Annotated in this window: 19 protein-coding genes and 1 pseudogene; 4 read left to right on the top strand and 16 right to left on the bottom strand. The window is 38.6% G+C overall.

Annotated features, from left to right (window positions below; translation table 11 throughout):
• Positions 1-73: 73 nt before the first annotated feature.
• The 11 genes from IGI37_RS01980 to IGI37_RS01930 form a co-directional block, all read right to left on the bottom strand.
• The gene (locus IGI37_RS01980; protein ID WP_438759724.1) at positions 74-427 is read right to left on the bottom strand and encodes a hypothetical protein; all 354 of its coding nucleotides are present in this window, start codon (positions 425-427) and stop codon (positions 74-76) included.
• Between the two features lie 158 nt (positions 428-585).
• Positions 586-2,001: a sensor histidine kinase gene (locus IGI37_RS01975; protein WP_438759723.1), complete on the bottom strand. Its 1,416-nt coding sequence runs from the start codon at positions 1,999-2,001 to the stop codon at positions 586-588.
• Complete coding sequence (locus tag IGI37_RS01970) at positions 1,998-3,401, bottom strand: sensor histidine kinase (protein ID WP_438759722.1); 1,404 nt, start codon at positions 3,399-3,401, stop codon at positions 1,998-2,000. Before IGI37_RS01970 ends, IGI37_RS01975 begins: the two co-directional genes overlap by 4 nt.
• On the bottom strand, positions 3,401-4,132 hold the full coding sequence (locus IGI37_RS01965; RefSeq protein WP_438759721.1) for a LytR/AlgR family response regulator transcription factor: 732 nt from the start codon (positions 4,130-4,132) through the stop codon (positions 3,401-3,403). Before IGI37_RS01965 ends, IGI37_RS01970 begins: the two co-directional genes overlap by 1 nt.
• Positions 4,133-5,005: 873 nt before the next feature.
• Positions 5,006-5,566, bottom strand: a complete 561-nt coding sequence (locus IGI37_RS01960; RefSeq protein WP_438759720.1) for a DNA-3-methyladenine glycosylase I — start codon at positions 5,564-5,566, stop codon at positions 5,006-5,008.
• A gap of 10 nt (positions 5,567-5,576) precedes the next feature.
• Positions 5,577-6,473, bottom strand: coding sequence for a metallophosphoesterase (locus tag IGI37_RS01955; protein WP_438759719.1), 897 nt, complete (start codon positions 6,471-6,473; stop codon positions 5,577-5,579).
• Positions 6,474-6,523: 50 nt separating this feature from the next.
• A complete protein-coding gene (locus IGI37_RS01950; RefSeq protein WP_438759718.1) occupies positions 6,524-7,090 on the bottom strand; it encodes a GNAT family N-acetyltransferase in 567 nt (188 codons plus the stop codon).
• Between the two features lie 236 nt (positions 7,091-7,326).
• On the bottom strand, positions 7,327-8,289 hold the full coding sequence (locus tag IGI37_RS01945; protein ID WP_438759717.1) for a siderophore ABC transporter substrate-binding protein: 963 nt from the start codon (positions 8,287-8,289) through the stop codon (positions 7,327-7,329).
• 38 nt (positions 8,290-8,327) lie between these two features.
• Positions 8,328-9,086 (bottom strand): iron ABC transporter ATP-binding protein, encoded by a 759-nt coding sequence (locus IGI37_RS01940; protein WP_438759716.1) that lies wholly within the window; start codon positions 9,084-9,086, stop codon positions 8,328-8,330.
• Positions 9,083-10,051 carry an iron chelate uptake ABC transporter family permease subunit gene (locus IGI37_RS01935; RefSeq protein WP_438759715.1) on the bottom strand — a complete coding sequence of 323 codons (969 nt, stop codon included), beginning with the start codon at positions 10,049-10,051 and terminating at the stop codon, positions 9,083-9,085. Before IGI37_RS01935 ends, IGI37_RS01940 begins: the two co-directional genes overlap by 4 nt.
• A complete protein-coding gene (locus tag IGI37_RS01930; protein ID WP_438759714.1) occupies positions 10,048-10,995 on the bottom strand; it encodes an ABC transporter permease in 948 nt (315 codons plus the stop codon). The genes IGI37_RS01935 and IGI37_RS01930 overlap by 4 nt, the downstream gene beginning before the upstream one ends.
• 159 nt (positions 10,996-11,154) lie before the next feature.
• On the opposite strand from IGI37_RS01930, the gene IGI37_RS01925 reads away from it, so the two are divergent.
• Both IGI37_RS01925 and IGI37_RS01920 read left to right on the top strand, forming a co-directional pair.
• A complete protein-coding gene (locus tag IGI37_RS01925) occupies positions 11,155-11,610 on the top strand; it encodes a YueI family protein (RefSeq protein WP_438759713.1) in 456 nt (151 codons plus the stop codon).
• A gap of 11 nt (positions 11,611-11,621) precedes the next feature.
• The gene (locus IGI37_RS01920) at positions 11,622-12,026 is read left to right on the top strand and encodes a hypothetical protein (RefSeq protein ID WP_438759712.1); all 405 of its coding nucleotides are present in this window, start codon (positions 11,622-11,624) and stop codon (positions 12,024-12,026) included.
• Positions 12,027-12,253: 227 nt separating this feature from the next.
• On the opposite strand, the pseudogene IGI37_RS01915 reads toward IGI37_RS01920, so the two are convergent.
• A pseudogene (locus IGI37_RS01915) lies at positions 12,254-12,719 on the bottom strand (bifunctional glutamate--cysteine ligase/glutathione synthetase); the annotation flags it as partial.
• 77 nt (positions 12,720-12,796) lie between these two features.
• On the opposite strand from IGI37_RS01915, the gene IGI37_RS01910 reads away from it, so the two are divergent.
• Both IGI37_RS01910 and IGI37_RS01905 read left to right on the top strand, forming a co-directional pair.
• Positions 12,797-13,153: a type II toxin-antitoxin system RelE/ParE family toxin gene (locus IGI37_RS01910; protein WP_438759711.1), complete on the top strand. Its 357-nt coding sequence runs from the start codon at positions 12,797-12,799 to the stop codon at positions 13,151-13,153.
• Entirely contained in the window at positions 13,143-13,409 is a 267-nt protein-coding gene (locus tag IGI37_RS01905; protein WP_438759709.1) for a helix-turn-helix domain-containing protein, read from the top strand. Before IGI37_RS01910 ends, IGI37_RS01905 begins: the two co-directional genes overlap by 11 nt.
• A gap of 109 nt (positions 13,410-13,518) precedes the next feature.
• Here the strand turns inward: IGI37_RS01905 and gshAB are convergent, their stop codons facing one another.
• From gshAB to smc, 4 genes are all read right to left on the bottom strand, one after another.
• Positions 13,519-15,789 carry a bifunctional glutamate--cysteine ligase GshA/glutathione synthetase GshB gene (gene gshAB, locus IGI37_RS01900; RefSeq protein WP_438763562.1) on the bottom strand — a complete coding sequence of 757 codons (2,271 nt, stop codon included), beginning with the start codon at positions 15,787-15,789 and terminating at the stop codon, positions 13,519-13,521.
• A 306-nt stretch (positions 15,790-16,095) separates the two neighbouring features.
• Positions 16,096-17,100 (bottom strand): signal recognition particle-docking protein FtsY, encoded by a 1,005-nt coding sequence (gene ftsY, locus IGI37_RS01895; RefSeq protein ID WP_438759708.1) that lies wholly within the window; start codon positions 17,098-17,100, stop codon positions 16,096-16,098.
• A 14-nt stretch (positions 17,101-17,114) separates the two neighbouring features.
• Positions 17,115-17,924: a Cof-type HAD-IIB family hydrolase gene (locus IGI37_RS01890; protein WP_438759707.1), complete on the bottom strand. Its 810-nt coding sequence runs from the start codon at positions 17,922-17,924 to the stop codon at positions 17,115-17,117.
• A gap of 209 nt (positions 17,925-18,133) precedes the next feature.
• Positions 18,134-21,715, bottom strand: coding sequence for a chromosome segregation protein SMC (gene smc / locus IGI37_RS01885; protein WP_438759706.1), 3,582 nt, complete (start codon positions 21,713-21,715; stop codon positions 18,134-18,136).
• Between the last annotated feature and the right edge of the window lie 11 nt (positions 21,716-21,726).

The following is a 21,726-nucleotide window of genomic DNA, read 5'->3' as shown; positions in this document are numbered from 1 at the left end:
TCACCCCTATAAAGTTTATCTATAAAAAGTATACCCTCTCCTTTGTCCTCGTTTGCTTTATTTTCCTAAACGGTCAATTTTCATTCCTAAACTGCATCTTAGTTTGTAAACATAACGTTGTGAAAAACACATAAAACAGGTGAAATTCAATTAAAAAGTCGTAAAAATACTGTTCAACTTTAAGCGTCAAGCCTCTTTCCACACCAAAACCTGATTGGATAATACGCGAAAGAACAAACTCAATGAGATACAACAATATACAGGTGAGAATTGCATACTTTTGGGCTTTACTCTGGTGGTACATTGTTTGCTTCAAAAATAAACTAAAGGCAATCCCGGCAATAAAGATACTGACAACAAACTGATAATATGCGAGTAAACAAAGAATCCCGACACCTAAAATCGCCAAAAAATACTTGGGCTTCATTAGAGGATAGCCCTTTTCCCAGTATAGAATACTTATACTGGTTACAAATAAGATTATATTCATATCATCACCGATATCACTATACTTTTATACGCAAAAAAAAAGATTATTTTTATCCCTTTCGGTTTAAAAATAATCCCCAATGGTCATAAATTTGCTTATTTCATGACACTAAATGATTGGATAAATTCCTGCTCCTCAGCAGAAATCTTGGTTTGCTTCAAGACAAATTCATAACGACTGATAATATTCAGATAACTACTTAAGCCAAGTCCACGACTCATTCCTTTCGTTGAGTATCCTTCCTCCCAGATTTTCTGTAACAAGGGTTTTTCAACAATTGAATTTTTAACCATAACATTTAATTCAGCCGCTTCATTTAATAACACGATACTTAAGCTACCATGATTCTGTTTCATAACCTCTTCCTTGGCATTATCAATAAGGATACCCAAACAACGTGTAAAATCACTCATGCTCATCTTAATAGAATTAATTGGATAAGGAACCTCAATGGTATAGCGAATATTTTCATTCTCTAACTCCATCAATTTGACTAATAGCAAGCTCTTCAGCTCCATCACCTTCAAATTGACTAGCTGACTACTCAGCATGATGCTTGAACCAATCTGCTCATCCAAATGATTCATTGTCTTGGATAAATAATCTTGAATCGCTGAAATATCCCCCTCTTTTGCCTGCAGGTAGATGCTTGAAATAATATTTTTGTAGTCATGACGCATTGTTTTCATCTCTGACTGTAAATTCTCTAACTTCTGTATGTACAGCTGTTGCTGAATCAGTTCATTTTTCTGTCGCTCAACCTTCTCCATGTTCATAAACAAATAAGAAGAGAACCAGATTAAAACCACTGAAAAACTAATATCTGCTAAAAGAATCAGCACCATCTCGTTCGTATAATTTTGTAGCGGCTCAAAGGATTGAAGGGTCGCTACCTCTTGCATTGCTTCCATAAAGAGAGAAACAATAAACGCCAAAATACTTGCATTGACAATAATCACAAACATTACAATATAGCTAGAGGCCTTGTAGTTCGCAATTCGAACAATTCTGCTCGTAATATCTAATCGCTTCAAGATGAGGTAGGCTACGCCACTCACAAAAGGAGTCGCTATCATAGAAAAAAAAGTGCCCAAAAAGACATACTTTGATAAATCAATGAGGCTATAAAACAGACCCAACGTTAGATAGGCACCTCCTATCCAAATGATATAACTAATCATAAACGCCAAAAAGACAAGTATGTAGTTCTTCTTTTGATAGAGTTTGAAGGCGACCACCAAAATCAACAAATCGAGAACAAAAAGAAAATTGTTAAACAGAATAGGGACGATACCGGTCATTCCTGACATACCAAGAATCAAACTACCTACATAAGAGACAAGTTCAAAAAGCAGTGCCGTAAGTAGGCTTACCCAAACTGGACGCTTATGTCTGATAAGTAATTGGAGCGTATACACCAGAATTATGTTGGCAATCCAACCCGAAATAAAATCTATAAGCATATAATAGTTCACATAAAATAATTGCATGCTATCCAAAAATTCGTTCATGACATCCTCCCCACTAGACTAAAAATTTGAATAAATTCTTGTTCCTGAATAAACGTTTGTTTCAAGACAAATTCATACCGTGTAAGAATTCGTTGATAACTACTTAATCCTAAGCCACGATTACTCCCTTTTGTCGAATACCCTTCTTCCCAAATTTTCTTTAACAAGGGTTTTTCGATAATTGTATTTTTGACCATGACGTTTAGTTCATCGGGCTCGTTTAATAACAAAATACTTAAGCTGCCGTCTGGTTGTTTGCGCACTTCTTCCTTGGCATTATCAATGAGGATTCCCAAGCACCGGGTAAAATCACTAATGTCCATCTTGATGAAGTCAATCGGATAAGGCACCTCAATCGTATAGCGGATGGTTTCATTTTCAAGCTCCATCAATTTAACTAACAATAAGCTTTTCAATTCCATGACCTTCAAGTTAGCTAGCTGGCTACTTAACATAATACTTGAGCTAATCTGCTCGTCTAATTGATTCATCGTATTAGCTAAATACTCTTGAACCGAGGTACTATCACCCTCTTTTGCTTGCAAATAGATGCCTGAGATAATGTTTTTATAGTCATGTCGAACGGCTCTCATTTCTGTCTGCAGACCTTCTAACTTCTGTATGTACAACTGTTGCTGAATCAACTCATTTTTCTGCTGCTCGACTTTTTCCATATTCATAAATAAATAGGAGGAGAACCATATTAAAACCAAGACTGCACTAAAAACAATAAATAGAATAAGGAAAATATCATTTGTTGTTTTAGATAACGCTGCAGATTCTCCAGTAACAAGAAAAGCTGTAAGACTATCCATTGAAAGTATCAGCACATAATTTATTGTAGCAATCACAATCACTAAACTTGCTAAGACAATCCAAACAATCCATTTGTAACGCATAATTTGGGTTAGCGTCTCATTCAACTTTATTCGTTTACTTATTCCATAAATCGCCAACATCGGCAAAAAGACTAAAATAGTTGGCAATATCATTATATAACCGACATACTTTCCTTGACTAAACAGTGCAGTTGCAATATAGCTGACAAAAAAGTCTGATAAGTAGTACACCGCATAGGCAAAAGTAAAAGCTAATAAAAATTGTCTGACTTTCTGCTTACGAATACTAGAAAAATAAAGACCGTAAACCATCATCGTACATAAAATAATAACTGAATTCCAACCAAAAACGCCTAGCCATAGAATTAATTGAGGCCAAGTGGCAACTCGCATAAAAATAAACGCAACAAGAATAGCGATTCCGATCTTGGTGAACCATTTTTTGGTTTCGTTTAACAGAAAACTAATCAGGAGGATTTGGATCAAATGAGACAAAAAAACGCCGACACTTTGAAACGGCCATAGATTCTGAAGTACAAATGAATAGATTGTCTCCTTCATCAACAATACTCCTTCACGGTTGATTTCATTTTGCGAGAGACATAACAAACCGCCCCATTCGAAAATTCCAGTGTATTATTTTTGGCATCAAAAGATTTCATTTTGCCGAGGTTCGCTAAAAAAGAACGATGGACTCTTACAAATGTCTCCGGCAGCTGCTCACTTACCTCAGTCAAATTTCCAGAGAATTCGAGCATCTCTTTTTCTGTATAGACGTTGACCACATGCTTTTTGCTACTCGTCTCAAAAAAGAGAATTTCCTTTATAGGGATATGGGCCACGCGACCAAAGACCCTCACCTTGAAATAGGCCTCCTCACTCGCACTGACATCATTATTTTGCGCGTGAATATGATCAAGACACTCTTTTATCCGCTTAATAATATGTTCTTTGTCATCTTTAATTATGTAATCCATGACTTCCAAACGATGACGAAACGTTTCTTGTAGTAATTCATCATGCGTGGTTATGTAGACAATAAACCCTCGAGGATCCTCTTTTCTAATCGCAACACCCAAATCGAAGCCATTCATTGCCTGCTTCAAATCAACATCTAAAAAATAAATCCCTCGTTTTCTATGTTCTCTTACTTGATTGATAATTTCTTGAGGCAAAGCAGAGGAGCCAGCGATTTTAAAATCATAGGCTTGAATCATACAATATGACTCAATTGCTTTTTCTATAAATCCTCTAATTTGCTCATCATCTTCACAGATATAGATTGGAACCATCTCTTTTCCGCCCCCTTTTTGTTTTTATTCCCATTATTATACCTCATAAAAAAAGGTTTACATAGGCATTGCAAAAAGACCATATGTTATTTTATAAAAATGCATAACTAAGAATACAAACAGTTCGTTTTTCCATCTTCATATCTTCTAGACCTGAGGCATCTTTGTTTCTTAAGATTGGTTTTCTTGCAGCTTCCTTGAAGCCTGTTGCACTGTATGGTTTTCAGTTCATACAAAGTGTGAATACTTCGTCAAGAATAGCTTGAGGTGGCTCCTTTTCGAGTTGCTTAATAAGTGTGTATTGGTCGTACACATAACGAGGATATGCTTTATGCTAAAGTTTGAGATAGGTTTCAATCAAAGATGATTTGAAAAGGCGGAGACTAGTTGAGTGGGCGACCAACTCAGGAATAGCAATTGTTGTATCTCGAGCATATTTTTCAATCTTTAATCAACTGTCCCTTCCCGTGCCATAACCTATGTTCTGCCAAAATTCCGCCCATCTCAGAGTCAATTAAAGTAGCTGTTGTTTGCATTTTTCTTTTGTTGACATGCACCTGTTGGACGAACAAAAAAAGGACCCTATTAAATTAAGGTCCCTTACTTTGCGCTCTTAAGTATCATACACCCAGCCTCTCTTTATCCGAATAAACAGGGGGTACAGAAGCAATTCCATCTTCAACAAATATATAGTATCCTACTACTAACATAATAAAAAAAGTAAATAGCGTACTCCTTTTTTGTTCATAATCAATCCACTCCTAACAATATAATCCACTTATGATTAAACTTACTATACTTAGGTTAAAATTAATACTGACAAAAAAACAAGACGTTTTTTTATAATTAGTCCTCGTAAATTTACCCTTTGATTTATTCAGTTAGATACTTACAAAAACAGTCTTCAACATGGTCGTTGACGATACCCACAGATTGCATAAAAGCATAGACCGTGGTACTTCCCAAAAATTTGAAGCCGCGTTTTTTTAGATCCTTACTAATTTCATCTGATAATTCTGTTGAACCGGGAACCTCTTTTTTCTCAGCCCAATGATTCATAAGTGGCTTATAGTCAACAAATCCCCAGATATAGGCATCAAAGCTATCAAACTCGGCTTGAATTTCCATGAATTTTTGAGCGTTATTAATCGCCGCCTTAACTTTTAATGGATGCCGAATAATTCCGGGATCATTCAATAACTCTTCTACCTTTTGCTCATCATACAAAGCAATTTTATGATAATCCCAATCATCATAGGCTTGTTTGAATGTCTCGACTTTTTTCAAAATAGTCAGCCAACTCAATCCTGCTTGCATTGCCTCTAACATCAACATTTCAAATAGCTTTTGGTCATCATGTTCAGGAATCCCCCATTGTGTATCATGATAAACCGTCTCTAGCTCGTGATCTTCAGCCCACGCACATCGTTTCATCCTTTTCCTCCTAATAATCAATTAACGTCATTGACGATTGAAATTCCTGCTTTAAATGGCTTTTTTTATACTCATCGAAGGCCTCTTGATGGGTCTTTAGAATACTTCGAATTTTTGCCATTTGAAAGCTCTCCATCAATTGGTTTTCTTGAATAAATCTTCTGGTTAACTGCCATTCATAAAAATAGCCAAACGGTCGGCAACTATAAATTGTTTGCTGTAACTTTGTATCTTCAAATTTCCGATGTGTATGACCAAACACGACTCGCTCCACATTGGGAAATCGATCAATCAACTGCCCTAACTCCTCTGAACCTAAGAAAGCATTCAATTGATTCCATCGCTGATATTTACCTGTTTGATAGACAATAAATTCTTTTTTGGGAACAAAATGAGTCGCCAAAACAACCTTCAACTCTTTTTCTTCTAAGTCCTTCAGAATTTTTTCTAAACGTAAAATACCTAGCTGATTCACTTCAGGATCAGAAAACTCACGATCAATCAATCGATCGTACCAATAAAGATTTTTCAAACGAACAATTTCTTCTGTCGTCTTCATTGTCGAATAACTATAATCATACCAACCAGTGAAGCCTAACAAAACCTTCTTTTCATTAAGTGGGACAAAGCGTTCATTTAAGAAATGGTCGTCTGGAAAATGAGCCATCATGGCTTCTCCTGTCACATCGGCAAGCTCATGGTTGCCAAAAATAAAGGTCGTGGGGATGCTGCCAGAAAAAAACTGAATGACTTTTTGACAAGTCTCCAATCGATTAGCCGTATCCCCCGCTAAATGTAGATGAGTCACGTGTTCCGCCAACAAGACGTCCACTAACTGTTGAAGTTCTATTTCTGTAAAATGATTAATATCAACATGTAAATCACTAATAATCGCTAAACGTCCCACGCTCTCACCCTTCTTTTTCCATTCATACTTCAATCTATTATCTATTCATCCTACTTCGTTTTTAGCCAAGCTTCTTTTGTCAGACCATACTGAATGTCTGTCACAATTTTCCCTTTTACTTTACGAGCAGCAGGAATTCGCCCTTCTTTCACAAGTCCAATCTTCTCCATCACTCGACCGGAATTTGGATTGTCTTCATCATGAATGGCATAAATCCTATTTAATCGCATCTCCTCAAACCCAAAACGTAAAAGTTCCATCGCCGCTTCTGGGATAAACCCTTGTCCCCAAAACTTTCGACTTAAAGCATAACCCAACTCGCCAACCTCGTTTCCTTCAGTCACACGAAGTTCAATAGTGCCCATTAGCTGATGCGTTTCTTTTCGCTCAATTCCATACTTGCCTAATGGTGCTGCCATAAAAAAGTTGGCAATACTGATCGCTGCATCCTCTTTCGTTTGATAAGTGGGAAACACAAAACGAGTGGTTTCCTCATCTTTTCCGTATTCATATATATCCTCTAAATCGGCCAAAGTCACTGGGCGCAAAAGTAGCCGCTCGGTCTCTAACTGCTGATTCCGAGCAAAAATAAGGTTCACATTTTTTACTAAATCCATCTGCTTCACCTGCTTTTCTACATACTATATAGAAGGTCCGTATAAAATTCAAGTAGAAGTTTTATTTGTCACGTATCTATTTAAAAAGCAACCTAACAAACAAATGATTGATGATGCCCTCGTTTCTATAGGAATTTACCTAGGTAAATCAACTAGGTAATATCCACCCAGTTACCTACCTAAAGATAAATAAAAAGAGTGGGTTCGAACCCACTCTTTTCATCTGATTCTATTACTTATTTAAGAGCCTTATTGACATCTTCCAACATTAGGTGAGTTGACTCTAATCCGCCCCCACTTAAATACCAAACATCAGGAGATAGCTGAATGACTTTACCAGCTTTGCCTGCCTTTGTCTGTTTCACTAACTCATTATCGACCACATCATTTTGCGCTTCATCACCACCGATTGCTTTGGTTCGATCAACCACAAACAGAATATCAGGGTTCTTTTCTAAGACATACTCAAAAGAGACACTTTGACCATGGGTAGATGCTTCAATCTTATCATCCGCTTGTTCAAAACCAAATGTATCATGAACAATCCCAAAACGTGAACCTTGTCCATATGCAGATAACTGTCCTTCATTAACTAAAACAACTAGCGCTTTTTCACCACTTTTTTCTGCTTTTTCTTTAGTTTCAGCAATTTCTTTTTCTACGGTCGCTAACGCCTCTTTGGCTTCAGACTCTTTCTCAAAAATTTTACCTAAAGTCGTGACATTTTTTTGAATAGAAGCCCATGTATCCTTAGTATCAACTGATAAAAATAGTGTCGGTGCAATCTTAGATAAGTCCTCTTTAAAATCTTGTTGACGACCAGAGATAACAATCAGGTCTGGTTGCATTTGATTAATTTTCTCTAAGTCCGGCTCTTTAATGCCACCTGCTGATTCGACAGAAGTATATTTATCTAGGTAAGTGGGTAAATTATCCACTGCTGCCCCAACAATTGCATCCCCAGCACCCAGCTTATCAATCGTGTCTAGTGAGCCATTGTCGAAAACAACGACCTTTTTAGGATTGACTGGAACGGTGACTTTTCCTTCACTACCTTCGACTTCAATCGTCTTTTTTTGACTGACTGCACTAGAAGATTCTTTTGTGCTTGTAGAATCGGTCTTTTCTCCATTCCCACAGGCAACTAAAATAACACTTAATCCAGCGACTACTAAGCTCGCGAATATTTTTTTCTTCATTTTCTTTCTCCTTCATAAAACAAATTATTTGATTTTCATTACTGAAAATACATACAAAACCGTTTGCCTTCAATTTCACAGATACGAATGTTCATTCCGTATAGTTTATTCAAGACTTCACTTTGAATCACTTCGTTTGTTTCACCATGAGTGAAGAGCTTTCCATCCTTCATTGCTACAATTTCATCTGCGTAGCTTGCTGCAAAATTAATATCATGCAACACAATAATAATGGTCTTCCCCATCTCATCTACCAAACGTCGTAATGTCTGCATCATTTGGACTGCATAATTCATATCTAAATTATTTAATGGTTCATCAAGCAAGATATAATCTGTGTCCTGAGCTAAAACCATCGCAATATACGCACGTTGAAGCTGACCACCAGATAAAGTATCAATCATTTGGTCTGCCAATTCTACTAAACCCAAATTCTGCAAAGCTTCTTCAACAATTCGCTGATCTGTTTTATTCAAACGCCCCTTGCTATATGGAAAGCGCCCAAAATTCACAAGCTCTCTAACCGTTATTTTTACATTTGTTCCATTACTTTGCTTCAAAATAGATAACTTCTTTGCTAATTCATTGGATTTCCAAGACTTTACTTCATTATGGTCCAGGTAAATTTCCCCGACATCTTTTGAAATCAAGCGGCTCATCATGGAAAGTAAAGTGCTTTTTCCTGCCCCATTCGGGCCAATAAAGGCCGTCAATTTGTTTTCTGTAATCGGTAATTTTATCTCTGAAACAACCAATTTATCACCATAACGTTTGGAGACATTTTTGATTTCAATCATGCTTGACGCTTCCTTTCATAAATCAGCTTCCCGACAAAATAAAACCCACCAACAAACTCAATAATGACACTCAATGTGGTATTCAGGTGAAAGACCTGTTCCACTAAAAACTGCCCACCAACAAGAAAAATCACACCCAATAAAGCTGAGGCAACAAATAAAACGCGATGCTTATAAGTTCCCATAAACTGGTAGCTAACATTGGCCACGATGAATCCAAGAAAAGTCACTGGACCAACTAAAGCCGTGGCCGTTCCTGTCAGTCCACTAATCAATACTAATAGTAAGACTTGTAGCTGTGGAAGATTAAGCCCCAAATTAATTGCTTGATCGCGACCTAGATGTAAAACATCCAAGGTTCGACTCAGTCCGAACAAACACACTGAGACGCCAAGAATAATCCCCATTGCCCAGATAAGATGCTGACTATCGACATTTCCAAAGCTAGCGAAAAGTTTGCCCTGTAGTAAGTCATATTCGTTTGGATCCATCAATACTTGTAGAAAGGTGCTTCCACTACTGAACAGCGTGCCTAAAATTAAGCCAATCATTAACAACAAAAATAAATCATTTTGACTTTTACCTAACATAAACTTAGCTAAAAACAAGCTCGCGACAACCATCAAACCAATCGTGGCCAAAAACAGGCCCAAGCTTTGCTGAGAAAGCATTGTCACCCCGCCAAAGAAAAAAAACAGACTTGTTTGAATCAAAACATATAAAGAATCTAGCCCCAAGATGTTGGGTGTTAGAAAATGGTTTTGCGTCAGCGTTTGAAAACTAATCGTTGAAAAGCCTGTAGCCAATGCGACAAATAAAAACGCCAATAGCTTCTTTCCACGAATTTGCCAAGCAAAAGCAAAATTTCCGTAAGTATTGTATGTCAGATAAATCACACACACAACGAGTCCAACAAGACCCAGAAAGCCCAACTTTGCTAAGACGGATTGTGTAACTTTTTTCATGCTCTTGTCCTCCGTGTCAATAAAATGACAAATAGGATACTACCCAAAACGCCGACAACCACACTGACCGGTACTTCATAAGGCGCAATCACTACTCTAGCGATAATGTCACAAATAAGTAAGAAAATACTTCCTGAAATAGCTGTAATTGGTAAAATTTTCTTTATATTATCCCCATATATCAACGAGACTAGGTTCGGAATAATCACTCCTAAAAACGGAATGCTACCAACCATAATTAAAACTACCGCGCTTGCCAATGCGACTAGTCCAACACCAAAAATCTGCATCCATCGATAATTTAGTCCTAAGTTTGTCGCCAAATCTTCCCCAAAACCAACAATTGTGAATTGATAGGCAAATAAATAAATCACAGCAAACAAAGGAATTGTTAGGTACAACAGCTCATAATTTCCTTTCATAATCGTTGAAAAGTTTCCTTGTAGCCAAGAGGACATGTTTTGAACGAGCTGAAATTGATAAGCAAAAAATGTTGCTACTGATCCGACAATATTTCCAAACATGACTCCGACTAGCGGCAGCATTAACTGATTTTTGGCAGGTAATAACCTAGTTAATCCTAGAAAAACCATCGTCCCAAAAAAGGCAAATAAAAATGCCACAAATGAACGAATCGACAACGGTGCATGAGGTAAAAAGAGCATTACAACCAAGATTCCTAGTCTTGCACTATCCATTGTTCCTGCCGTTGTCGGTGAAACAAATTTATTTTGTGTTAGATGTTGCATGATTAATCCACAAACGCTTAATGTGCTACCAGCCAGTACCAAACTAACGGTTCGCGGAATCCTTGTTGCAAAAAACACTAATTGTTGTTGAAAGCTCCCCGAAAATAGTTCTGTAATTGTGAGGTTTTTTACGCCTACAAACAAAGAAATCCCGGTCAACAAAAACAACAGTAAGAAAAGAGCCATTCTTTTCATGAGTACACTCCACTATTTTCTAATTGAGAATGATTTTCATTCTTATTACAGTTTATGGGAACTTTGGAAGAAAAGCAATCTTTTTTTCATTCCATCAGGTAATCTAGAATGTGCTATACTAGTATTATGTAATGAAAACAGATTCAGGAGGTTATTTTTATGTCAGACGACCAGTTACAAAGTCACCTAGACCGCGGCCGCTATGGCAGTCCTTTAGTAAATCCGGATGAACAGCACCAGTACATGGGTACGTTTCGTGAGCGTTGCCTTCTTAGTATGACCGTGGCCGAGATGAAAAAAAGAGAAAATCAAACACGGTTCGTCCAAGAATTAAAAAAATATCCAGGTATGACGGTCCTTTTAAACGGGAAACTTCCCGACCAGCTACAGACAATGTATATTCAATTAGCTACACAAAACAATATGAAGTTCACAGTAATCAATGACTTCGTAACAAATGAGCCCACAAGCTTAGGGCTACTCTTAACCGCAAAAGAAGCTGTGAATGAAGCAGTCATTGATATTGAAGAAAAATATGCAACACCAGAATCCACAGAGGCAAAAGAGCCCACAGAAGAAGATAAAAAGGGCTTTTGGCATAAATTATTTCATTAGGAGACGATTTTATGGTTGGGTATGAACAGTTAAAAGAAGAATTGTTACGCGTCTTAGATTGTCACATTGATCTGTTAAAAGATGTCGAGACGATTGAGCCAAAACATCTAGACGGGATTGTTTTTATGATGCACAGCTTTGGTTTTATGTTAGATAGAGCGCCAAAAGTATTAGCTTTTGAAGACGAAGAAGATATGAATTACATGATGTTTCAGTACTATAGCTTACTTAGCGAGTTGAAATATAACTTAGCAATGAATTATTCTTATGCTACTTTAGCTGGTAAAAAGCTCTCTGAGATTGTCGAAATCTTCCCAAAAACCTATGAAAATGAGCTACGTCAATGGTGGGAACAAAAAACAGGTCTAGAGGTTGAAGAGACTAAACAAACCATCAGCATTCCAGCCTTTGAGTAGGGCACACGTAAAGAAGGACTTATCTTACTAAGAGACTAGGCTACCTATCAAGCTGCATGATAGGTAACCTAGTCTCTTATAGTTATTCTTTGAAGAGATAGAACGAAAAGCATGACGGTGCGCGAATAATCTGCTTGTCAAAAATAACGGCTCTATAATATATGGGACTGATGAAATTAAAAACAATTTCATCAGTCCCATTCTTGTGCTGTCCTAACTTCTTTATTCTATTCACTCACGACTTCTGGGAACAACAAATGTAAAACATTAATTGTTAAGCGACGTCCGGTTCCTTTATAGGGATAGATGTGCATGTGCATCGCCGGATTAAAGTTGGCTTCAATGATTCCATACGCCCTGTCATCTGTTGATGGATCAACCGTATAATCAGGAATAATCAAATCAATTCCACTAACCTTCGCCCCTATTGCCTTCACTGCATCCGCAGCAATCTTTTTGTAGCTCTCTGAAAACTGATCAGTCACATCGATAGAATCACCACCAGTGCTGACATTCGAATTTTCTCGAAGGGAAACTACCTGATCCTTTTCAGGAACGGAAGCCACTGTTAGTCCTTGCTCTTTTAGCATCAGCTTTTCAATCTCACCTAGTTGAATCAACTCATTAAGAGGCTTGATTCTTCTCAGACACTAACGCCTCAATCGTTTGTTTCCCATCACCGACTACATTGGCTATAAATATTTTCACAGACACCACTCCGTTTTATATCATATATTGAATTTTTAAACAATATACGATATAATCAAACTATGAATAAAATCTGTTTTGAATCATTTGAAAGAAAAAACGGGCATGATGAGTTCGCTGAGTGGATTTCTACTTTACCAAAAAAGGATAAAGTTAAGTTGTATGTGACTATTCAGAAAGTGGAGAAGCAAGGGATGCTTATAGCACAGAGGTTGAAATGGGTCAAGAAAGTTGACACAAATTTATATGAGTTAAGGAGCAAAGTAGGCTCAAATATTCAACGTGCTATCTATTTCCATGTGGACTCAGAGCGTTATATCATTACTCATGGTTTTACTAAGAAGACTGAAAAAACGCCACTTAAAGAAATTGATCATGCAAAACAGTTAAGAAAGGAATGGTTTGATTATGAAAATTGATGTTATGATTGAGAAAGAGATGAAGGACTCAGAATTTGCTGAACTTTGGGGAGTGGAAAGTGAGAAGCTTGAAACTGCAATTGCTTTATATAAGGCACGTGAGGAAGCTGGTCTGACTCAAGTTGAACTTGCTGAACGCGCTAAGACGACACAAGCAACGATTGCTAGAATAGAACGTGGTGATAATGTCTCTTTTGATAAGTTATCTGCAATTGCTCATGCTATGGGTAAAAAATTAAAGATTGAATTTGCTTAAATAAAACAAGGTTAGGACCTCACAAAATCTGGCTCTATAATATATGGGACTGATGAAATTAAAAACAATTTCATCAGTCCCATTCTTGTGCTGTCCTAACTTCTTTATTCTATTCACTCACGACTTCTGGGAACAACAAATGCAAGACATTGATTGTTAAGCGACGTCCGGTTCCTTTATAGGGATAGATGTGCATGTGCATCGCCGGATTAAAGTTGGCTTCAATGATTCCATACGCCCTGTCATCTGTTGATGGATCGACCGTATAATCAGGAATAATCAAATCAATTCCGCTGACCTTCGCGCCCATTGCCTTCACTGCATCTGCAGCAATCTTTTTGTAGCTCTCTGAAAACTGATCAGTCACATCGATAGAATCGCCACCAGTGCTGACATTCGAGTTTTCTCGAAGGTAAACAACCTGATCCTTGTCAGGAACGGAAGCCACTGTCAGTCCTTGCTCTTTTAGCATCAGCTTTTCAATCTCACCTAGTTGAATCAACTCAAGTGGTGCTCTATGATGCGAGCCTCTTAATGGATCTTGGTTCTTCTCAGACACTAACGCCTCAATCGTTTGTTTTCCATCACCAACTACATTAGCTGGTACACGAAGTAAAATTGCGCGAACGACACCATCTAACACAAAGAAACGGTATTCGGTGCCTGGCAAAAATTCTTCAATCAAGACTTCTGTATCTTCTGAAAAAGCAATCTCTAACGCAGTATAATAATCCTCTTTGGAAGCTCCTTCTTTGAAGATAGAAATTCCTAAGCCGTAATTTGTTGATTTTGGCTTGACGACAAAGGCCGTTTTTCCAAACTGAGCATACGACCGTTTGGCCTCTTCAATTTCAGCAAATTCAGCGCCCATTGGCACACGGAATCCAGCGCTTGCTAAAATTTTCTTCGTCACCGTTTTGTTTTCCATCATTAAAGGAACAATGTAGGAATCCTTACTAGTCATATTCGCATTTTTGACGTACTCCACATGTCCATGATGTTCTAATTTTAAAAACTGATCCATCTCATCTAAAATAGTTACACTGATTCCTTTTTGGATAGCATCAAATAACAAGATTTGTGTGGATAATTCCATTCCTCTAAAGCCGGCTAATTGATACGGACGATCATGTGCTTTGTCATAATACTGTTTTGCCAGAGTCACAGCGACCTCTTGTTGGCTTGTCGCTTGAATTTTTTTCAATAACGCACCAGAAACGGTTTCTTCCGGTTGAGTCAAACGGGCTTTAAGCGTAAGAGTCAGCTCTTTTTCGGCTGTTAATTCTAATTCCTCAAGCATCGCTAACATATCCATAAATAAAGCCTCGCCTTCCTCTACTAACTCCGTCTGTTCTAAAGGATTTTCCAAAGCCACTTGGTTATTTAGCAAGTCACCAATTGCCACCCATTCATCGGCTGCATGCAATTCATCTGTCCATAATAAGTACAAAAGGAAAATATGCAGAAATTCGACCTGCTCTTGGCTAATCCCCACTCGTTCAAATGGATTTACATCAATGCTGCGCAATTCAATATAACGAATCCCGAATTCAGCCAGCTCAGACATTTTTTTCCCACCACGTAAACGTAGTGGCGCATAAAATTCTTTTTCTTCTGATAGCTTACCCGTTTCTACCATCTCAGCAATATCTTGCACGTATCTCGTCAACGACTCGTAAGATACCTGAACGTTGTCATGATTCGTATAGCCATACTTACTGCTACGAATACTGCGAACCGGTTCATCTGGTTGTGGTTCATTTTCAAAATAACGAGCCTCACTCACAGGAGACGCCCCATATAAATACGTAATCAACCAACGATAACGTAAAAAGTTGCGCGAAACCTTCATATAGATTTCTGTTTTAAATTTTTCAAGGGAAGAAATTTCTGTCTGTTCGTTAAATAATTGACAGACTAATTCATCAGCAAATTCAAAATTAAAATGAATACCACTGACCATCTGTTTTCGTTTACCATACTCTTTAGCAAGATAACGTCTATATAACACATCTTCAAATTTATCTAGTTTGGCAATGATAATATCTTCTTCCTTTTCAGGCAAAGCTGGCGGCATACTAAGCGGCCAAAGCATCTCTTCTTTTGGCAATGAACGCATCGTCACATCTTGAATCGCTGCCAAATAACGAAACATTTCTTTGGCACTATCAGCGACAGGCGTAATCATCTCCACCTGGGTTTCACTAAAATCTGTTTGAATATATGGATGAAATGCACGATTTCCCAAAACAGTTGGATGATCTGTTTGCGCTAATTCTCCTTGTAAACTCACTCGTTGGCTCTCTCTTTCTAAGCCAAAACGAGCTTTTTTCAAAAATGGTCGAACCGCTTGTCGACGGATTAACTCTTTCATTTGCATGTCCACTTGCACCTCTCTACTTCTACTACCAATCATTATATAGGAAAGTCAAAATAAAACCTTATAAGTTGTCTCGAATGAATAGCCTTTCATATAAAAAGACTCTGATTAGATGATACCACTAAACATGAACGAATAGGTAGAAGAATTTTCTTTTTATTTTTCCTTCTTTGCTGAAAGAAAAAAATCACTCAAAATCGCCTAGTTTCCTCGACGATTCCAAGTGATTTTTTAAAACAACACCATTTGACAAAGTGCCTTTTTTTACTGCTCTTTAAAAGGTGCGCTTTTAGAATGCTAGCCCTTTTATTCTTCTTTTAACAGCCCTTTGAATAAACCAATCACAAAATCATTTGGTTCAAAGACTTCTAAGTCATCGATTCCTTCACCAAGACCCACTAACTTCACAGGTAAGTGTAATTCATTTCGGATAGCCAAGACAATTCCACCCTTAGCCGTTCCATCTAGCTTCGTTAGAACAAGCCCCGTAACATCTGTGGTTTCTTTAAATTGTTTTGCTTGAACCATCGCATTTTGACCAGTTGTTGCATCAAGAACGAGTAAGACCTCATGGGGTGCTTCTGGCAATTCGCGTTGAATCACTCGTTTAATCTTTTCAAGCTCGTTCATTAGATTGACTTTATTTTGCAAACGTCCTGCGGTATCCACCAACAAAACATCGACGCCTTCTGCTTTGGCACGAGCTACTGCATCAAAAACCACTGCCGCTGGATCGCCACCTGCATTTCCACGAACCACTTCAACACCTGCGCGCTCACCCCAGACAACTAACTGGTCAATCGCCCCAGCTCGGAACGTATCTGCAGCTGCCATCAAGACCTTTTTGCCCTCTTCGCGGTATTGGTGCGCTAATTTCCCGATGCTTGTCGTTTTCCCAACACCATTCACTCCGACAAATAAAATAACGGTCACGCCATCCTCTTGCAAATTGATTTCGTTAATTTCATCAATTCCTTCTGCTTCGTACAAATCAACCAGTTTTTCGATAATCGTATTTTGAATTTCTGCTGGTTTCTTCGCATTACGCAGCTTAACTTCCTGACGAAGCGACTCGGTAATTTTTAAGGCCGTTTCAAAGCCAACATCTGCTCCAATCAGCGTTTCTTCAAGCTCTTCAAAAAAATCCTCATCGACACTTCGGAAATTCGCAAATAGCTCGTTCATTCGTTCGCCAAAGGTCTTGCGCGTTTTTTCTAGTCCCTTATCGTATTTCTCTTGGACTTCAACGACTTCTTCAGGAGCTTGTTCTTCGCCAGTAAAAGCTTTCTTGATTTTATCAAAAAATCCCATCGAAATTCCTCCTTTTATTTTAAGACAAATTGCTCAATCGCTTGGGCTACGCCGTCCTCTTCATTTGAAGCTGTCACGTAATCGGCCGCCTTACGAACTTGTTCCACCGCATTGGCCATTGCCACACCCACTCCTACGTACTCAATCATCGGCAGATCATTTTCCTCATCGCCAATTCCCATAATTTCTTCTCGTTGAATCCCTAAGTCCTTTGCCAGTAGTGAAATTCCATAACCTTTTGTGATTCCTTTAGGCATGAATTCCAACAAGTTACTACGTGTTTTGATAATTTCGTAGTCCTCATAATACGCTTTAGGGATATCACTAATTTTAGGATCTAAGATATCTTGGTCAAGTGCAACCACAACTTTGTTATAAATTGTTGAACCATCAATTTCCTCTAAAGTAATTGGCTGGAAATTCAGTAGCTTGTTTAACTGACTGTAGATAGATGGATGATTCTTAGAAGTCGGCAGCTGTAAGACATTTCCTTCTGATAACACATCTAAAGGCATGTCTAAGTCCACCGATAATTGATGTAATCTATGAACATCAGAAGGCGCCATCACCGTCTGTTCCATAATTTCGCCAGTATCATTTTTTTGAACCAAGCCACCGTTAAAGGTAATGCTATAGTCTCCTGGCTCCAGTAGATTCAGCTCTTCCAAAAAGCCCTCAATTGCTTTTAGCGGGCGACCTGTACAAATCACAATTTTTACACCCAACGCTTTTGCTTCAGCCAGTACTTGTTTATTTTTTTCTGAAATTTGTTTTGCGTCATTCAGTAAAGTTCCATCTAAATCAATCGCAATCATTTTTATCACAAATACTCCCCCTTCCTCACTCAAAATCAGATAATGCCCCTTTTTCTAAGGCCTTATCCTTCTGTTACTCCTTTTATGAAAGTTGACGTGCTTCTACTTTCCTTCAGCCAACAAGACACACGTCTCCTCTAGTTTCTCTCTACACTTAACTTTGGTAGCATGTTACTCGCTATTGACCGATTAGTCAACTCTCAGACAGACGATTTTGTCTATGCTTCTGCTGAAATAATCTTGCCGCCCTCAGCCACTTCTTCCAAACGAACCGAAACAATCTTCGACACACCAGACTCCTGCATGGTAACCCCGTACAAAATATTGGCTGCCTCCATCGTTCCTTTTCTGTGAGTAACAACGATAAATTGTGTATCATTTTGGAACTGACTTAAATAATGTCCAAACCGAGCGACATTTGCATCATCCAAAGCCGCTTCAACCTCATCAAGAATACAAAACGGTACAGGTCGGACTTGAATAATTGAAAAGAGCAACGCAATCGCTGTTAATGCGCGTTCGCCACCAGAAAGTAAACTCAAGCTTTGTAGTTTTTTCCCAGGTGGTTGTGCTTCAATCTCAATTCCTGTATTCAGCAAATCTTCTGGATTGGTTAACACAAGCTCCGCACGCCCGCCACCAAACATATTCGGGAACACTACTTGAAACTTCGCCCGAATTGCTTCAAAGACTTCACTGAATCGGATTTTGACCTCTTGATCCATCTCTGTCATGGTTTCAAATAACTGTTCTTTTGCAGACAACAAGTCATCTCGCTGCGCCACTAAAAATTCATACCGCTCATTAACTTGTTCATACTGCTCAATCGCATTAATATTGACTGGGCCTAAACGGTCAATGCTTCGTTTTAATCGATTGACTTCCTGTTTGGTCTCATCGATAGCCTCTACCTCTTCGGCTTGTTCGGCAGCTGCTTCAAAGGTCAAGCTATACTCTTCTTGCAAATATTGTAGTCCCGAATCCAGCTTCATCTCCGCTCGATTCTTTTGCACTTCGATTTTTGTTTGGTCAGAAAGCATTTCTTTTTGCTTGCGGTTTCGTTCAGCTAATTGCTGATCTAACTCATCGACCTGTTCTTGAACCTCAGTTCTTTGGGCTTTTCGAGTAGCAATCTGCTCTCTTATTTCATCACGTTTTTCTTGTAGCTCCGTCACACGAACAGCCAGTGATTCTTCTGTCATCTCATGATCTGACACATCATTTGTTAGTGCATCTAATTGACGGGCTAGACTTTCTTTTTTGTCAACAGCCTCTGCTAATTGGTCATCTGCACTTTGAAGTTGCTGCTGAATACTTACCAATTGTTCTTTAGCAACTGCCAAGTCTGCAGTCAAGCGTGCGCGCGCTTGTGTCAGCTCTTGACGTTTTTCTTCCATCAAGTCACTTTCTTGGCTAATCGACTCAATCTCTTTATCAATTGCACCACGTTCTTCATCCAGCTCTTTTTGGCGTGCCTCTAGCGTTGCCTTTTGTTCCTCATACTGCTGAATAAAAGCTTGCAGTTCTTGGGTTTCAAAGCTAAAGACTTGTTGCTCTTTTTGAATTCGTTCAAGGTCAGCCGTGATATTTTGTAATTGGTTGGCTACTTCTTGTTCTTTAAAGCGAGTCGTTTCCCCTTGCTCACGAATCTTCTCAACCTTCTCCGTAAGTTTAGCAACCTCTTGTTCCATTCGACGAACACTTTTTTCTCTTTGTTGTTGTTGTTCGTCCAACTCAGCATATTGTGTCGTCAACTCCTGTAGCTCTTGCGATTGAGCAAACAAGCTTCCTTGATTGCCTCGCTTATTCGCGCCACCTGTCATCGAACCACCTGCGTTCATGACATCTCCTTCAAGAGATACCACTCGACACTGGTAGTTGATGCTTTGTGCAATTTGATTAGCGCTGGTTAAGTCTTTAGCAATAATAATCGTCCCTAACAAATTCTCCACAATTGTCGAAATTTTCTCAGGAAATTCCACCAATTGACTCGCAATTCCTAAAAAACCTGCAATCTTATTCGCTTTTTGTAAGGTACTCGCTTGCATTTGTCGAGGTTTAATCGTTGTTAACGGTAAGAAGGTTGCCCGACCACCGCGTTGTTGTTTTAGATAGGTAATTCCTTGACGAGCATCCTTTTCTGTCTCAACAATCACATGTTGTGCTGAACCACCTAGAGCTGTTTCAATCGCTAAAGTATACTCATTCGGCACATCAATTAACTCGGCCACTGCACCAACGATACCAGAAAGCGCGTCTTTTTGTTTGAGAACCATCCGAACTCCTTGATAAAACCCAGAATAGTTCTCTTGGATTTCTTGCAAGCTCTTCTGACGTGCACGAACCTGTTGGACTCGACTCATTAATTGATACATGACTTGTTGCTCTTCAGCTAAAGATTGTTGCGCTAGTTTCAATTGCTGTTGGTTTGTAACATAGTCTGCTCGTTGTTCCACTAGTTGCTCTTTAATTGTTTCATAGCTAGTCGCAATCGTCTGCTGTTTTTCTTCCAACAATTGGTTTCTCTTCGCAAGCTCTTCATGTTTGGTTAAAGCTTGCTGATTTTTAGATGATTCTTGTTGATACTGACGTTCTAAGTGCTTTAATTCATTACCAGTACTCGCCTGTTCCTGCATCAACTCGACGTATTGTGCACGTAGCTCCTCTAGTAATTCTTTCGATGTTTTTTGATATTTGATTAATTCAACTTCATTTTGTTCAATAGCCTCTTCGATTTCAAGAACTTCACCATTTTTGGCTCTTTTCTCTTCTTCTAAAGCTAAGATTGCAGCTTCTAGTTGTTGAATCTTCTCCGTCATTTCCTGTAAATTCTCTTGGTACTCTTTTGAGCTTTGTAACGTATGTTTGGATCGCTCAATCATCACCTCTTTTTGTCCTTCAGCCTGCTTTAACGCCTCCGTCAAATGCAATAACTGCTGTTGGGCATTTTCTGACCATTGATCCATCTCACTACGTTTGCCTCTAAGCGAAACCAACATCTGTTCTGATTGACGAATATCACTATTTAATTGAACAAGATAGCCATTCAATTCGTTCAATTGTTGATTTTGTTCTTCCCACTGAACCTTTGCCGTTTGAATTTCACTGACAGTCAGATTAATATCTGCTGACGTCAAGCTCTCTTTAAGGCGCAAAAACTCCTTTGCCGCCTCACTTTGAGCTGCCAAAGGGGTTAATTGATCTTCCAATTCATAAATGATATCCTGCACACGACTCAGGTTATCCTCTGTTTCAAAAAGCTTCTGCTCTGCTTTTTTCTTTCTTTGCTTGTATTTCAAAACGCCGGCTGCCTCTTCAAAAATCCCTCGACGATCTTCTGGCTTACTACTAAATATAGCTTCAACCTTCCCTTGAGAAATAATAGAGAAGGACTCCTTACCCAAGCCAGAATCCATAAATAAGTCATGAATATCCTTTAAACGACAGCTCTGTTTATTAATGAAAAAATCACTGTCGCCATTTCGATTGTAGCGACGTGTGACACTGATTTCGTTAAATTCCAATGGTAAATAATGGTCACTATTGTCCAAAATAACCGTCACTTCTGCGATATTTAATTGTTTACGAGAGTCAGAACCAGCAAAAATAATATCTGGCATCTTCCCACCACGCAAACTTTTGGCTGACTGCTCGCCAAGAACCCAACGGACAGCTTCTGTAATGTTACTCTTCCCACTGCCATTAGGTCCGACAACCGCCGTCACACTATTCTCAAAATCAATCACCGTACGATCGGCAAATGACTTAAAGCCCGCAATTTCAAGTCGTTTTAAATACACGAAAGACTCCT

It is taken from the genome of Enterococcus sp. AZ194 (genome assembly GCF_051713825.1).
Classification (GTDB): Bacteria; Bacillota; Bacilli; order Lactobacillales; family Enterococcaceae; genus Enterococcus_K.
Note: the sequence above shows the minus strand (reverse complement) of the source record. Positions and strands in the feature narration are given on the sequence as shown.